8 protein-coding genes are annotated in these 16,099 nt (G+C 70.4%); 1 reads left to right on the forward strand and 7 read right to left on the reverse strand.

Features of this window, described 5'->3' with window-relative positions; translation table 11 throughout:
* Positions 1 to 108: 108 nt before the first annotated feature.
* The 7 genes from tmk to V1460_RS34530 form a co-directional block, all read right to left on the reverse strand.
* Positions 109 to 3,282, reverse strand: a complete 3,174-nt coding sequence (tmk, locus tag V1460_RS34500; RefSeq protein ID WP_338677516.1) for a dTMP kinase — start codon at positions 3,280 to 3,282, stop codon at positions 109 to 111.
* Positions 3,283 to 3,493: 211 nt separating this feature from the next.
* Positions 3,494 to 6,358 carry a type I DNA topoisomerase gene (topA, locus tag V1460_RS34505; protein WP_338677517.1) on the reverse strand — a complete coding sequence of 955 codons (2,865 nt, stop codon included), beginning with the start codon at positions 6,356 to 6,358 and terminating at the stop codon, positions 3,494 to 3,496.
* 647 nt (positions 6,359 to 7,005) lie between these two features.
* The gene (locus V1460_RS34510) at positions 7,006 to 8,523 is read right to left on the reverse strand and encodes a class I SAM-dependent methyltransferase (RefSeq protein ID WP_338677519.1); all 1,518 of its coding nucleotides are present in this window, start codon (positions 8,521 to 8,523) and stop codon (positions 7,006 to 7,008) included.
* A 165-nt stretch (positions 8,524 to 8,688) separates the two neighbouring features.
* Positions 8,689 to 9,369 carry a small secreted protein gene (locus tag V1460_RS34515; RefSeq protein ID WP_338678343.1) on the reverse strand — a complete coding sequence of 227 codons (681 nt, stop codon included), beginning with the start codon at positions 9,367 to 9,369 and terminating at the stop codon, positions 8,689 to 8,691.
* 302 nt (positions 9,370 to 9,671) lie between these two features.
* The gene (locus V1460_RS34520) at positions 9,672 to 12,068 is read right to left on the reverse strand and encodes a sodium-translocating pyrophosphatase (protein WP_338677521.1); all 2,397 of its coding nucleotides are present in this window, start codon (positions 12,066 to 12,068) and stop codon (positions 9,672 to 9,674) included.
* A 302-nt stretch (positions 12,069 to 12,370) separates the two neighbouring features.
* On the reverse strand, positions 12,371 to 12,829 hold the full coding sequence (locus tag V1460_RS34525; RefSeq protein ID WP_338677522.1) for an ATP-binding protein: 459 nt from the start codon (positions 12,827 to 12,829) through the stop codon (positions 12,371 to 12,373).
* Between the two features lie 243 nt (positions 12,830 to 13,072).
* Positions 13,073 to 13,426, reverse strand: a complete 354-nt coding sequence (locus tag V1460_RS34530) for an STAS domain-containing protein (RefSeq protein WP_003967428.1) — start codon at positions 13,424 to 13,426, stop codon at positions 13,073 to 13,075.
* A 78-nt stretch (positions 13,427 to 13,504) separates the two neighbouring features.
* Between V1460_RS34530 and V1460_RS34535 the strand changes: the two genes are divergently transcribed.
* Positions 13,505 to 16,000 (forward strand): DEAD/DEAH box helicase, encoded by a 2,496-nt coding sequence (locus V1460_RS34535; protein WP_338677523.1) that lies wholly within the window; start codon positions 13,505 to 13,507, stop codon positions 15,998 to 16,000.
* Positions 16,001 to 16,099: the final 99 nt, after the last annotated feature.

Consider the following 16,099-nt stretch of genomic DNA (forward strand, 5'->3'; position numbering starts at 1 on the left):
ACCGCCTTTCCGGGCGCTTCCCGTGCTTGCTTGGGTTCCCATTGTGGGGCGTGGGTCGGACAGCCACGCAGGCCTGTGGACAACTCCCGCAGCAGGCGGGAGCAGCCGCTACCGCCTGCGGCGGGAGCGGCCACCGCCCTCGGTGTCGCCGTCGTCGCCACGCGGGCCCAGCAGCTCGTCCGCCAGCGTCGGCAGGTCATCGAGCGGAGTCTCCTCCGCCCAGTCCGAGCGTGGCCGTGGCCGCCCCTGCTCGTCGACCTGCGGCAGCTCGCGCGTCCGGTCCTCGCCACCGGCCGGCGGCTCGTCCCGGAAGATGCCACGCGGCACCCGGTCCGCCAAATCCCTGTCCCGTACCGGAGGCAGCACTGCCGTCTCGTCGGCCGCCCGGTCCGGTGCGGCGTCAGGGACCTGGGGCAGGACAGTGGTCTCGGCATCCGACTGCGCGGCGTCAGGGACTCGGGGCAGGACGGTGGTCTTCGCGTCCGCCTCCGTCGCGCGGTCCGTCTCCGTCGCACGGTCCGGCTCCGTCGCACGGTCCGTCTCCGCCGTGTCGGGCTTCGTCATGTCGATGCGCGGGCGGGACGTCTCCACCGTCTGCGCCATGTCGCCGGCCGCGGGCTGCTGCTGAGCTGCCTGGACCGCCGCTGCCGCCGCGGCGGCGGATGCCGCCTCAGCCGCCCTGCGAGCGTCCTCGGCTCGCAGCAGAGCCTCCTCCGCCTTGCGTTGCCGCTCCCGGCGGCGCTCGTCCGCCTCCGCACGCAGTCGGGCCTCTTCCTCGGCCTGCCGGCGCCTGCGCTCTTCTTCCTCGCGCTGGGCCTTCTCCTCGGCCTCCCGCCGGCGGCGCTCCTCCTCGGCCAGAAGACGAGCCTCCTCGGCGCGCTGACGCGCTTCCTCCGCCTGACGCTCGGCTTCGCGCTGGCGAGCTTCCTCCAGTTCGCGGCGCTTGCGCTCCTCTTCCTCCGCCCGCAGCCTGGCCAGCTGCTCCTCCCGCTCACGCGCGAGGCGCTCCTCCTCGGCCTTGCGAGCCGCTTCCTCCTCGGCCTTGCGGCGGGCCTCCTCCTCGGCGGCCTTGCGCGCCTCCTCCTTGGCCCGCACCTCGGCCTCGGAGAGCGGCAGCATCCGGTCGAGCCGGTGCCGTACCACCGTGGTCACGGCCTCCGGCTCCTGACCGGCGTCCACGACCAGATAGCGGCCCGGGTCGGCGGCGGCCAGGGTGAGGAACCCGGCGCGAACCCGCTGGTGGAACTCGGCCGGCTCCGACTCCAGCCGGTCCGGCGCCTCGGTGAAGCGCTCGCGTGCGGTCTCCGGGGACACGTCGAGCAGCACGGTCAGATGAGGGACGAGGCCGTCTGTTGCCCAGCGGGAGATACGGGCGATCTCCGTCGGCGAGAGGTCACGGCCCGCGCCCTGGTAGGCGACGGACGAGTCGATGTAGCGGTCCGAGATGACGATCGCACCACGTTCCAGCGCCGGGCGGACCACCGTGTCGACGTGTTCGGCGCGGTCCGCCGCGTACAGCAGGGCTTCCGCTCGGTGCGAGAGACCGGCCGACGACACATCGAGCAGGATCGAACGCAGGCGCTTGCCGATGGGTGTGGCACCCGGTTCGCGGGTGACGACGACCTCATGGCCCTTGGCCCGGATCCAGTCGGCGAGGGCATCCACCTGAGTGGACTTGCCCGCACCGTCACCGCCTTCCATGGCGATGAAGAAGCCCGTCTCGGCGGGTGCCTGTGCCGGGTCGGCGCCACGGCGTACGGCGTCCGCCAGATCGCGCCGCAGCGGTACACCGGATCGGTCATCCGTCTTGGCGAGCACGATCGCCGCCACCGGCAGCAGCAACGCGCCCACCAGCATCAGCGTGAAGGCGGCGCCGCCGTGGGCGAAGACGAAGTCGCCGTTGGCGAGGCGGTGCGGGCCGATCGCCGCCGCGAGCAGCGGGGCGGCGACCGCGGCCAGGCCGATCGCGACGCGGACGACTGCCTGGAGGTGCTCGGTGATCCGGGCCTGGCGGTGCTGTTCGGTCTCCAGGTCGATCAGGGCGTGCCCGATGTGCGCGGCGACTCCGGCCGCGAAGCCCGCCACTACGGCGATGAGCAGCGAGGTCGCGGTGTCCGGCACGAGGCCGAGCGCCAGCAGGGCGAGACCGGTGACGGCGATCGCCAGCGCGAGGAGCCGACGGCGCGACAGTGCGGGGAGCACGCTCTGGGCTCGCCTGATCCCCAGCCCGGTGCCCCCGGTCAGGGCGAGGACGAGCAGGGCGAAGGCGACGGGACCGCCGCCGAGGTCACGGGCGTGCAGTGCGGCGACCGCCGCGGCGGACGCGATGGCACCGGCGACCGCGGCGCAGGCCAGGACGAGCAGCGGCACGGCACCCGTACGGCCCTTGTCGCGCGCGCCGCCGGTGGACGGGCGGCGCAGTCCCTCCAGCGGGGAACGGGGGCGCGGGGTCGATGTGTCGGGCAGCTCGACGGCGTACAGCACGGACATGCAGGCGGCGAACAGGCCAGCGGCGACATACGAGCCCAGTGCGGCCTGGTGCAGCGAGAACCACGCGATCCCGGAGCCCAGCAGATTGCCGACCAGGGTGGCGACCAGCAGTACCGCGGCACCAGCGGGGATCACCACGAAGGAGGTGCGCAGAGAGAGCCGGCGCAGTGCTTCCTGATGGTCCGGAAGGGGACGTACGGCCGCGCCTTCCAGGGGCGGCGCGGGCAGCAGGGCGGGTGCCGCGCTCTCCCGCGCGACGGTCCAGAAGCGCTCGGCGACGCCGATGACGAAGACCGTGGCGAGTACGTAGGCGAGGGCGGAGTCCGCGGTCCAGTCGATCCACAGCGGGGCGATCACCAGCAGGGCGGTACGCACCCCGTCGGCACCGATCATCGTCCAGCGGCGGTCCAAGGGGCCGCTGGGTGCGGTGAGCGCGGTGAGCGGCCCCAGCAGCACGGCACCGAACAGGAGCGTGGCCAGCACACGGGCACCGAACACGGCCGCGACCGCGAATGCCGCGCCGCGGTAGCCACCGCCGAAGGCCCCCGCAGTGACCGCGGCCTGAAGCGCCAGCAGGATCAGCACCAGCAGCGCGAGCGCGTCGCCGATGCCGCCGATGAGCTGCGCGCCCCACAGCCGCCGCATGGCGGGGACCCGCAGCAGTGATCGGACGGCGCGTTCTCGTGAATCCGCGGCAAGGGCATCCATACCGGGTGCCCGCTGGTCGTCTGCCGTTGCTGCTCCTGGGTCGGTGGCGGCGTTCTGGGCCGCCTGCTGCTCGGCTCGCGTCATCCGCCCAGCCTATCCGGAGCGGCCGACTCACCGATGGCCACGTCCGAACAAACGCGCGGAGGGCGAATGGAGAGCGTGGACGGTGGGCGCGCGGACGGAGGCGGGTATGCGCGACGCACGCCGAGGGGCCACCTCAATCGCTGGTCGATGAGGTGACCCCGCGGCGAGTCCGGTCCGGCTGTGGCGCGTCCGGTCGCGTGTGCGCCCGGTGCTACTCGTCCGCGGCGGGCGCCGTCGCCGACTTCGCCGCAGTCTTCTTGACTGTGGCCTTCTTCGCCGTGGTCTTCTTGGCCGCCGCAGCCGTCGTCGTCTTCTTCGCCGCGGTCTTCTTGGCTGTCGTCGTCTTCTTCGCCGCGGTCTTCTTCGCCGCCGCCTTCTTGGCGGGCGCCTTCTTGGCGGCCTTCTTCGCCGGCCCCTTCGCCCTCTTCTCAGCCAACAGTTCGAAACCACGCTCAGGAGTGATGGTCTCAACGCTGTCGGCGGTCCGCAGGGTCGCGTTGGTCTCGCCGTCGGTGACATACGGCCCGAAGCGCCCGTCCTTCACCACGACCGGGCGCTCACTCACCGGATCGGTGCCGAGCTCCTTCAGCGGCGGCTTGGCCGCCGCCCTCCCCCGCTGCTTCGGCTGGGAGTAGATCGCCAGCGCCTCTTCCAGCGTGATGTCGAAGAGCTGGTCCTCGGTCTCCAGCGAACGCGAGTCCGTGCCCTTCTTCAGATACGGCCCGTAGCGCCCGTTCTGGGCCGTGATCTCGACGCCCTCGGCGTCCGCGCCGACGACGCGCGGCAGCGACATCAGCCGCAGCGCGTCCTCCAGGGTGACCGTGTCGAGGGACATCGACTTGAAGAGGGACGCCGTACGCGGCTTCACCGCGTTCTTCCCCGTCTTCGGCGTGCCCTCGGGCAGCACCTCGGTGACATACGGCCCGTAGCGCCCGTCTTTGGCGACGATCTCATGCCCGGTCTGGGGGTCCTTGCCCAGCTCGAAGTCGCCGCTCGGCTTGGCGAGCAGTTCTTCGGCGAGCTCGACGGTCAGCTCGTCCGGTGCGAGGTCGGCGGGGACATCGGCACGCTGGTGGCCCTCGGCGTCCTTCTCGCCGCGCTCCACATACGGGCCGTAACGGCCCACCCGGAGCACGATGCTGTTGCCCACCGGGAAGGAGGAGATCTCACGTGCGTCGATGGCACCGAGGTCGGTGACGAGCTCCTTGAGGCCGCCGAGGTGGTCGCCGTCGCCGTTGCCGGCTTCGGCTGCGCCGCCCGCGGAGCCGCCGGTGACAGTGCCCTCGCCGAAGTAGAAACGCTTCAGCCACGGCACGGCCTGGGCCTCACCGCGGGCGATGCGGTCGAGGTCATCCTCCATCTTGGCGGTGAAGTCGTAGTCGACCAGCCGTCCGAAGTGCTTCTCCAGCAGGTTGACCACGGCGAAGCTCAGGAAGGACGGCACCAGTGCCGTGCCCTTCTTGAAGACATAACCGCGGTCGAGGATCGTGCCGATGATCGACGCGTAGGTCGACGGCCGGCCGATCTCGCGCTCTTCGAGCTCCTTGACGAGGGTGGCCTCGGTGTAGCGGGCCGGGGGCTTGGTGGCATGTCCGTCCACCGTGATCTCCTCGGCGGTGAGCCGGTCGCCCTCCGCGACCTGCGGAAGGCGGCGCTCGCGGTCGTCCAGCTCCGCATTCGGGTCGTCCGCGCCTTCGACGTACGCCTTCATGAAGCCGTGGAAGGTGATCGTCTTACCGGACGCCGAGAACTCCGCGACCCGCCCGTCGGCCCCGGTGCCGCCGATCCTGACGGTGACGGAGTTACCGACCGCGTCCTTCATCTGGGAGGCGACGGTCCGCTTCCAGATCAGCTCGTAGAGGCGGAACTGGTCGCCTGTGAGACCGGTCTCAGCGGGGGTGCGGAAGCGGTCGCCCGAGGGGCGGATCGCCTCGTGCGCCTCCTGCGCGTTCTTGACCTTGCCGGCGTAGGTCCGCGGCTTCTCGGGCAGGTAGTCGGCGCCGTAGAGCTGGGTGACCTGTGCCCGGGCCGCGGCGACGGCGGTGTCCGAGAGCGTGGTCGAGTCCGTACGCATATAGGTGATGAAGCCGTTCTCGTACAGCTTCTGCGCGATCTGCATCGTGGCCTTCGCCCCGAAGCCGAGCTTCCGCGACGCCTCCTGCTGGAGGGTGGTGGTGCGGAACGGCGCGTACGGCGAGCGGCGGTACGGCTTCGACTCGACCGACCGCACCGAGAACGCGGCGTTCTCCAGCGCGGCCCTGAGGGCGCGCGCGTTCGCCTCGTCGAGGTGGAGCACCTGGTCGGACTTGAGCCGCCCGTCCGGACCGAAGTCGCGCCCCTGGGCGACGCGCCTGCCGTCGACCGTGGTGAGCCGCGCCGTGAAGGCGGCCGGGTCGGAGGCATCGCCGGTACGGCCGGTGGCGAAGGTGCCGGTCAGGTCCCAGTACTCGGCGGAGCGGAAGGCGATGCGCTCGCGCTCGCGCTCGACGACGAGGCGGGTGGCCACGGACTGGACCCGGCCCGCCGACAGGCGCGGCATGACCTTCTTCCACAGGACCGGGGAGACCTCGTAGCCGTAGAGGCGGTCGAGGATGCGGCGGGTCTCCTGGGCGTCGACCATGCGCTTGTTGAGCTCGCGCGGGTTGGCCACAGCCTCACGGATGGCGTCCTTGGTGATCTCGTGGAAGACCATCCGGTGGACGGGGACCTTGGGCTTGAGCACTTCGAGCAGATGCCAGGCGATCGCCTCGCCCTCGCGGTCCTCATCGGTGGCGAGGTAGAGCTCGTCGGATTCGGCGAGCTGCTCCTTGAGCTTCCTGACCTGCGCCTTCTTGTCGGCGTTGACGACATAGATGGGCTGGAAGTCATGCTCGACATCCACGCCGAGGCGGCGTACCTCGCCCGTGTACTTGTCAGGGACTTCGGCGGCCCCGTTCGGGAGGTCGCGGATGTGCCCGACGCTTGCCTCGACGACATAGCCGGGGCCGAGGTAGCCCTTGATCGTCTTCGCCTTGGCAGGCGACTCGACGATGACGAGTCGACGGCCGCCCTGTGCGGTCTCGCTGGTCGGGGACAACTTCGCTCTTCTCTCCGGTCGACGCTCGCTGCGCACGTACTCGTGTGGCGTACGGCGTACAGGCCGCACTGTCACTGCTGTCGCTGCGGAGTGTGACGGTACAACCCGCCCCCGTGTCAAACGGCAAAAGCCCGCAACGGCCACTCGAACGGTAACCCGACTCCGCCCATTCCTGCCGCCCGGAACGCCACGCCGGATGTCAACCGGAGGCCGAAGGGAAGCGGAACGCGGCGCACCGGATCCCCGCCGCCCCCGCCCCGCACAGCGGGCGGCACGGCTGTCCGGCAGCCGGGACCGGCAGGTCCGGAGAGGTGCGGGAGGCGGGCGACGGCCCGGTTCCTGTGGACGCGCCGTGTGTTCACCCGGGCGGCGCCAGAGGCCGTGGTCACGGGCCCGGCGTGGCACTGGTCACTGTCGCGGGAACCACACCCGGCCGCACCCCGCCCGCATCCGGAACCGGGAGGGCCTCTCACCCGACGACGCGGATCGAACGCATTTCCGATAACATTTCGGTCTGCCACCCGAGCCATGGCCAAAATCGCCCCGACACGACGCTGGCACCACGCCCACGCCATGCCCGACCCCGCAGCCAACGGGCGGAACCACGTGCCGGGCGTGGCGGCACGGACACGCGGGGGAGCCGGAACCTACGAAGCGGCCCGCACCGGATCGAGGAACCCCTCCTCCACCAGCAGCCTGATGGCCCCAGGCGTACGGTCCCGCAACAGCACCGGATCCTCGCCCAGGAGCTGGGCGATGGCGTCCAGGATCCGCCCGGCGCTGAGCGTCCCGTCGCAGACCCCGGCGAAACCAGCGCCGACATGGTCGACCCTGGTGGCACGGCGCATGCCGCGGTTCTGCCGCAGCACCACGTGCTCGGGGTCCTCCGCGCCGGGCGGCCCCACCTGCTCCTGCGTCACCTCGGGAGCGAGCATGAAGGCGTCGGCGAGCAGCCCCGCGTCGTCGCGTGCCCGCAGATAGTCCTGCCGCGCGAAGTGGGCCCGTACCGCCTCGCCGAGCGGCTGCTCCACAGGGTGCGGCCATTCCTCCACGACGACCGACGGGCGGTCCGAACCGGATTTGCGCAGCGTGATCCAGCCGAAGCCCACCGCCTTGGTGCCGCGCGCATCGAACTCGTCCAGCCAGGCGTCGTACCGCGCCGCGTACTCCTCGGGGGGCGTCCGGTGGTCACCGCCGTCCCTGAGCCACAGCTCGGCGTACTGCGTCACGTCCTGCACCTCGCGCTGCACGATCCAGGCGTCGCAGCCGCGCGGGACCCAGGAGCGCACCCGCTCCTGCCAGTCCTCCCCTTCCACGTGCTGCCAGTTGGCGAGGAACTGCGCGAACCCGCCTTCGTTCAGCCGGTCTCCCGCCTGCTGCACGAGCGAGCGGCACAGATCATCCCCACCCATGCCACCGTCCCGGTAGGTGAGCCGGGCGCCGGGAGAGATGACGAAGGGGGGATTGGAGACGATCAGGTCATACGTCTGCGACGCGACCGGTTCGAAGAGCGAGCCCTCGCGCAGGTCGGCCTCGGGCGCCCCGGACAGGGCGAGCGTGAGACGGGTGAAGGCCAGCGCCCGCGGGTTGAGGTCGGTTGCCGTGACGCGGGTCGCGTGCTGGGACGCGTGCAGGGCCTGGATCCCGGAGCCGGTACCCACGTCCAGCGCGCTGGGGACCGGTGTGCGGACGGTGATGCCGGCCAGCGTGGTGGAAGCTCCGCCGACACCGAGCACCACCGCCCTGCCGCTGCCGCTCGCACCCCCGGCGCCACCGACCGCGCAGCCGAGATCGGAGACGATGAACCAGTCCTGGCCGTCGGGCCCACCGTACGGACGGACGTCGACCGTGGCCCGCACCCCGTCGCCCTCCTCGACCAGCCAGCCGTCGGCGACGGCTTCGTCCAGGGGCAGCGCGGCGCGCGCCCGGCCGCTGGGAACGGTGCGCTGGAGGAGGAACAGCCGGACGAACGTCTCAAGCGGGGAGTCGCCGCGGGTGGCGCGCACCGCAGGGACGGTCTCACTGCGGGCGAGCGCGGCGTAGGCCGGCGCGCCGAGCAGGTCGAGCAGGCCGTCGGCCGTGAAGTCGGCGGCGAGCATGGCCTCACGCAGCCGGGCGGACCGATCGGGCAGAGGGAGGCTCGCGGGGAAACTGGTCGTACTCACCCGCCCATTCTCACCCGTGAGGCAGGCAGGTGTACCGCCGCACGGCCGAGGTGCCGACCAGGGCGCGGAACGGATTCAGAGCCCGGCGGCCGGGCGCCGGGCTCGGAACGGATGCACGGTCCGGCGGCCGGGGGCGCCCGACGGCCGGACCGGGGCGAGAGCCCGCTATTCGCCGGAAGGCTTCCCGGCGGACTTCGACGGGCCGCTCGCGTTCGACGGCTCGGCCGGGGGCTCGGCAGCCGGCTGCGAGGCGGCGCTCGCGGGAGCCGACGCGTCCGAGCCGGGATTCGCGCTCACCGACGGCTTGGCCTTCTGGCAACCGGGCTGACTGACCATCGCCTTGCCCAGCTCACCCGACTGGAGCTTGGACAGCGCGCCCTGGTCCATCTTCTCGATCTCGGAAAGCCCGTCGGCGATGTCCTGGAGGCCATCCCCGAACGCCTGCTGATCCTTGAGGTCCAGCGCGTCGACCTGCTTCTTGAGCTTCACATACGCGGCGGCCGTCGCCTTGAGCTCCTTGATCGCGTCCTGCTGCAGGGTCGCGCCGTTCTCGACCGGAGGCGTACCGGCCGACTCCACCGCCGCCGCCAGGGCGGTGTTGGCGTCGGCGATGTCCTGGAAGGCCTTCGAATCGGCGGCCTGGATGTCGGCCGGCTTGCCGTCGGCGGGGGTCGAGAGGATCACCTGCTGGGCGTCAGCCCTCTTCTGGATCTGCGGCTGCGCTTTGCCGCAGACCGACTTGGCCCAGGCGTTCACCTTGGCCGCGTTGTCCTCGCCGCTGCAGCCGGACAGCGCGAGCACGAGTACCGCACCGCCTGACACGGACGCCGCGAGCTTCTTGTTCACCTTCACCGGATCGGTCCCTTCCAAGGCTCTCGGCCCCGGAACATACACGGCAAGAGGAGGCCAACCGCATGACAGCCATCCGATATACAACCCTTTGCAGCCATTTGAACCAAGAGATTCGAGGCCCTCGTCACGTCCGCCTCAGGCCTGTGTCTCGTCGTGAGACCTGACTCGTCGGATCGCTTCGCCGAAGCACCGCCCCGCCCTTCTGGACAGCGAAACGGGAACGGGCGGACGACACGCCAATGCGTGCCGCCCGCCCGTGGCTTGAACCGGTGACTCACACAGAGCGCGGAGCCCTGCTACGAAACGACCGCCGGGTCAGGTGACTTCGTCGAACGCTCGGCAGCGTTTCCGTCGTCGCCCACGGCCACAGTGCGCCGCTTGGACACATACACGGCGCCCAGGATCACGAGCAGCGCGAGCGAGGCGATCACCGCGCGCACGGTCGCGTTGGCGTCGTCACCATAGGTGAACTGCACGACGGCCGGGGCGATCAGCAGCGCCACCAGGTTCATCACCTTGAGCAGCGGGTTGATCGCGGGGCCCGCGGTGTCCTTGAACGGGTCGCCCACCGTGTCACCGATGACGGTGGCGGCATGTGCCTCGCTGCCCTTGCCACCGTGGTGGCCGTCCTCCACGAGCTTCTTGGCGTTGTCCCAGGCACCACCGGAGTTGGCGAGGAAGACCGCCATGAGGGTGCCGGTGCCGATGGCACCCGCGAGATAGGCACCCAGCGCACCGACGCCGAGGGTGAAGCCGACCGCGATCGGTGCCATCACCGCGAGCAGACCCGGGGTGGCGAGCTCACGCAGCGCGTCCTTGGTGCAGATGTCGACGACGCGTCCGTACTCCGGCTTCTCGCTGTAGTCCATGATCCCGGGATGCTCGCGGAACTGCCGTCGCACCTCGAAGACCACCGCACCGGCCGACCGGGAGACCGCGTTGATCGCCAGGCCGGAGAACAGGAAGACGACGGCGGCACCGAGGATGAGTCCCACCAGGTTGTTGGGCTGGGAGATGTCCAGGCTCAGCCCCATCTCTCCTGCCTTGGCGCCGACATCGGCGACGGCTGTGGCGATCGCGTCCCGGTACGAACCGAAGAGCGCGGCGGCGGCGAGTACAGCGGTCGCGATGGCGATGCCCTTGGTGATCGCCTTGGTGGTGTTGCCCACCGCGTCGAGGTCGGTGAGCACCTGCGCGCCCGCGCCCTCGACATCGCCCGACATCTCGGCGATGCCCTGGGCGTTGTCGGAGACCGGGCCGAAGGTGTCCATGGCCACGATGACGCCCACGGTGGTCAGCAGTCCGGTGCCGGCGAGGGCCACCGCGAACAGGGCCAGCATGATCGATGTGCCGCCGAGCAGGAACGCCCCGTACACCCCGAGACCGATCAACAGCGCGGTGTAGACAGCCGATTCCAGCCCGATGGAGATACCGGCGAGTACGACGGTGGCCGGTCCGGTGAGCGAGGACTTGCCGATGTCGCGCACCGGGCGGCGGCTGGTCTCGGTGAAGTACCCGGTCAGCTGCTGGATCAGGGCGGCGAGCACGATACCGATCGCCACGGCCACCAGGGCGAGGATGCGCGGGTCGCCGTCGTGGGCGAGGATCGCGGCCTCGGTGACTCCGTCCAGGTCCGCGTACGAGGAGGGCAGGTACGCGAACACCGCGACGGCCACCAGGGCCAGCGAGATCACCGCGGAGATGAAGAAGCCGCGGTTGATGGCGGTCATCCCGCTGCGGTCGGCGCGCCGCGGGGCGACCGCGAAGATGCCGATCATCGCGGTGACCACGCCGATCGCCGGGACGATCAGCGGGAAGGCCAGACCCAGATCGCCGAAGGCGGCTTTGCCGAGGATGAGCGCGGCGACCAGCGTGACGGCGTACGACTCGAACAGGTCGGCCGCCATGCCCGCGCAGTCGCCCACGTTGTCACCGACGTTGTCGGCGATGGTGGCGGCGTTGCGCGGGTCGTCCTCGGGGATGCCCTGCTCGACCTTGCCGACGAGGTCGGCGCCGACGTCGGCCGCTTTGGTGAAGATGCCACCGCCGACACGCATGAACATGGCGATGAGCGCGGCGCCGAGGCCGAATCCCTCCAGCACCTTCGGTGCGTCGGCCGCATAGACGAGCACCACGCAGGAGGCACCGAGCAGGCCGAGGCCCACCGTGAACATCCCGACCACACCGCCGGTGCGGAAAGCGATCTTCATGGCTTTGTGCGCGACTGCCGTCAGATCCTTTTCGGGTTCGCCCGCAGCCGGGGTGGCTTCACGCGCGGCTGCCGCGACGCGGACATTGCTGCGCACGGCAAGACGCATGCCGATGTAGCCGGTGGCTGCCGAGAACACGGCACCCACCAGGAAGAACACAGAACGGCCGCCCCGCTGGGTCCAGTTGTCGGCCGGCAACATCATCAACAGGAAGAACACGATGACGGCGAAGATCCCGAGTGTGCGCAACTGCCTCGCCAGGTAGGCATTCGCGCCTTCCTGGACGGCTGCCGCGATCTTCTTCATGGAATCGGTGCCTTCACCGGCCGCCAGCACTTGGCGCACCAGCAACTGGGCGACGATCAGCGCCGCCAATGCAACAACCGCGATCACGATAACGATCATCCGATTTTCATCGGTGAGTACCGCGGCTGCGAGTGAAGTGGGGTGTTCGGTCAGGTGTGGGTTGAAGAGCCCCGCCATTCGTCCTCCTTGACGTTCAGAGCTCAAGATGTGGACGGATTGTAGGGAGCGGAACCTGATCAAAACAGGGCGCGGTGAACGGAATTGACCTTTACTTGCTCCTCAGCAAAAAGATCGCACTCCCAGATACCCACCGAAAGCAGTAACGGTGCAAAAGCATTGACGCTTGATCAATGATCTATACAAATGGAAAAGACCCTGCTCAGCAGGGCCGGTCAGATGAATGGTCATATGCAGCGGCATATGCACGACGGGGCCTACGAGGCCACTGGGTCAGGGGGTACGGGGGTGTAGGCCGAGGGTTACGAAGTGACCTTGGCCGGATTGATCGGCCAGCTCATCCTGATGACACCGCCGTCGGCGCCGGACGACACCTCGACGTCGTCGACGAGCCCGCTGATCACCGCAAGCCCCATCTGGTCCTCGCCGCCGCCGTCCGACGCCTCGTCGACTCCCGGAGCGGAAGCGGCACCAGACGCGGTCCCGGCTTCCGCGCCATCCGCACCGGCGACGGGCACCTCGTCGGCGACCTCGATCGAGAAGGTCTTCTCCTCCTCGGTCAGCAGCACCCGAACGGGGGCGGTCAGGCCGTTGACGCGGTGGAGTCCCACGGCACGGCTGCACGCCTCGCCGACGGCGAGCCTGACCTCGTCCAGCACGGTCTCGTCGACCCCGGCCCGGCGCGCCACGGCAGCGGCGACCAGACGGGCCGTCCTGACATGCTCGGGCTGAGCGCTGAAGCGCAGTTCGACGGTGGCCATGCGGTCCCCCTTGGGCGTACGAGCGGGCGAGCTTGCTTCCGGGCGCGCCTGTCACGGGCCGGGCACTCGTGCCCGGGCTCAGGGCCCGCATCCGGGATCCCGGCATTCCCAGGGATCCTCCGGAAGCTTCCGGAGCCCCAGCGGCTTCCCGGGCGGCTCAAAACCTCCCGGAGGGTCGCCGAAGCTCCCCGGAAGCCTCCGGGCCTTGGGGTGGCCCGGAGGTCTCCGTGTCTTCCGGACGACTCAGTCGGTCGCGGCGACGGCCTCGTCGACCGTCGTGTGGATGGGGAACACCTTGGTCAGACCGGTGATCCGGAAGATCTTGAGAATGCGCTCCTGGTTGCAGACCAGGCGCAGCGAGCCTTCGTGCGCACGCACACGCTTGAGACCGCCCACCAGAACGCCGAGGCCGGTCGAGTCGAGGAAGTCCACACCCTCCATGTCGACAACCAGGTGGTAGCTGCCGTCGTTCACCAACTCGACCAACTGCTCGCGCAGCTTGGGCGCGGTATACACATCAATCTCGCCACCGACCTCGACGACCGTACGGTCGCCACCAGGGCCGGACACATTGCGAGTCGACAGGGACAGGTCCACGGATCCTCCAGCACCTTGCTATCGAGCGGTCGCCCTCGGGTCTCCCCGACGGAGCCAGGGGGCGTATCGCCAGCCGCGATGGCATTCAATCACTTACCAGCAGCCATGCACGACGCCTTGGGACCATTGTCCGTCACGCCGGTGACACACTCGGTGCCGATGGCCAAGAATCACCGTCCCAGACGACCCGCCGAGAGCGGGGAGACCCGCCGCCCCTCCCCCGGCACGGTCCTCGACCGGCTCACCACGGGGGCCGGCCGGGCTGCGCGCATCACTCATACGGAGCACTTGCCCCCCAGGCCGGGCCGTCATGCGGTCTGGCCCCATCGCATCCGTACGGAAGTGATCTCCGCCATCGAGCAGGCCGGCATCGAACATCCCTGGGTCCATCAGGCTACCGCCGCCGAACACGCACTGGACGGCGAGTCGGTGGTGATCGCCACCGGTACCGCGTCCGGCAAGTCACTGGCCTATCTCGCCCCGGTGCTCAGCACCCTGCTCGACGGCTCCGAGGCCCCCAACGGGCGCGGCACCACGGCCCTCTACCTCGCCCCGACCAAAGCCCTGGCCGCCGACCAGCGGCGGGCGGTGCGAGAACTGGCCGCCCCGCTCGGCAACCGGGTGCGACCGGCCGTGTACGACGGGGACACACCCGTCGAAGAGCGCGAATGGGTCCGCCAGTACGCGAACTACGTGCTCACCAACCCGGACATGCTCCATCGCGGGATGCTTCCCTCGCATCCCCGCTGGTCCTCCTTCCTGCGCTCGCTGCGCTATGTGGTCATCGACGAGTGCCACACCTACCGGGGCGTCTTCGGCTCCCATGTGGCCCAGGTGCTACGGCGGCTGCGGCGGATATGCGCCAGATACGGCTCGGACCCGGTGTTCCTCCTCGCCTCCGCCACCGCGGCGGAACCGGCCGCCGCCGCCCGCCGCCTGACCGGTGTGCCCGTCACCGAGGTGTCCGACGACGCCTCACCGCGCGGTGAGCTCGTCTTCGCTCTCTGGGAGCCTCCGCTCACCGAGCTGCGCGGAGAGAAGGGCGCCCCGGTCCGCCGCACGGCCACCGCTGAGACCGCCGACCTGCTCACCGATCTGACGGTCCAAGGCGTACGCACGGTCGCGTTCGTACGCTCCCGGCGCGGAGCCGAACTGATCTCCGTCATCGCCCAGGAGCGCCTGGCCGAGGTGGACCGCTCCCTCGCCCGGAGGGTCGCCGCCTACCGCGGCGGCTACCTGCCGGAGGAGCGCCGTGCCCTGGAGCGCGCACTGCACTCGGGTGAGCTGCTCGGCCTCGCGGCGACCACGGCCCTGGAACTCGGCGTAGACGTGTCAGGGCTCGACGCGGTCGTGATCGCCGGTTATCCGGGCACCCGGGCCTCGCTCTGGCAACAGGCGGGGCGGGCGGGCCGCGCGGGGCAGGGCGCCCTCGCCGTGCTGGTCGCCCGCGACGACCCGCTCGACACCTTCCTCGTCCACCACCCGGAAGCGCTCTTCCGGCAGCCGGTCGAGACGACCGTCCTCGACCCCGACAACCCGTATGTCCTCGCCCCGCACCTGTGCGCAGCCGCCGCGGAGCTTCCACTGACGGAGGACGATCTCGCCCTGTTCGGCCCCGCCGCAGCCGGGCTGCTCCCACAGATGGAGGGCTCGGGGCTGCTGCGCAGGCGCGCCTCCGGCTGGTACTGGACCCGGCGCGAGCGTGCCGCCGACCTCACGGACATCCGGGGTGAGGGCGGGCGCCCGGTGCAGATCGTCGAGGCCACGACCGGCCGGCTGCTCGGAACAGTGGACGAGTCCGCCTCGCACACGGCCGTCCACGAGGGAGCCGTCCACCTCCATCAGGGCCGTACGTACCTGGTGAAGCGCCTGGACCTGGACGACTCGGCCGCCCTCGTCGAAGAGGCCGCCCCGCCCTACTCCACCACCGCTCGTGACACCACCTCCATCTCCATCCTGGATACGGACACCGAGGTCCCGTGGGGTCCCGGGCGGTTGTGCTACGGCTCCGTCGAAGTCACCAACCAGGTCGTCTCCTTCCTCCGCCGCAAGCTGATCACCGGTGAGGTACTGGGCGAGACCAAGCTCGATCTGCCCCCGCGCACCCTGCGTACAAGAGCCGTGTGGTGGACGGTCACCGAGGACCAGTTGGAGGCCGCACGGGTGAACCCCGAGCAGCTGGGCGGCGCACTGCACGCCGCCGAGCATGCCTCCATCGGCCTGCTCCCGCTCTTCGCCACATGCGATCGCTGGGACATCGGCGGGGTCTCCGTCCCGTTGCATCCCGACACCCTGCTGCCCACGGTCTTCGTCTACGACGGCCACCCGGGCGGCGCGGGCTTCGCCGAGCGGGCCTTCCACACCGCCCGTGAGTGGCTGGCCGCGACCCGTGAAGCCATCGCCGCGTGCGAGTGCGAGGCCGGCTGCCCGTCGTGCATCCAGTCCCCCAAGTGCGGCAACGGCAACGAGCCGCTGCACAAGCGAGCCGCCGTACGACTTCTGACGGTCCTTCTCAGGGGCGCCCCGGCCGACGGGGCTCCTGGTGGCCCGGACGACTCGGCGGAGCGTTCCTGAGTCCGCTGAGGGGCTTCACGACGGCACCGTCCCACCGCGGCGGGTACGGCGGTCCGACTCTGTACGACACCCCGGCCCCGGCGGGTGCGGTCGGGGACG

This window comes from Streptomyces sp. SCSIO 30461, from assembly GCF_037023745.1.
GTDB lineage: Bacteria > Actinomycetota > Actinomycetes > Streptomycetales > Streptomycetaceae > Streptomyces.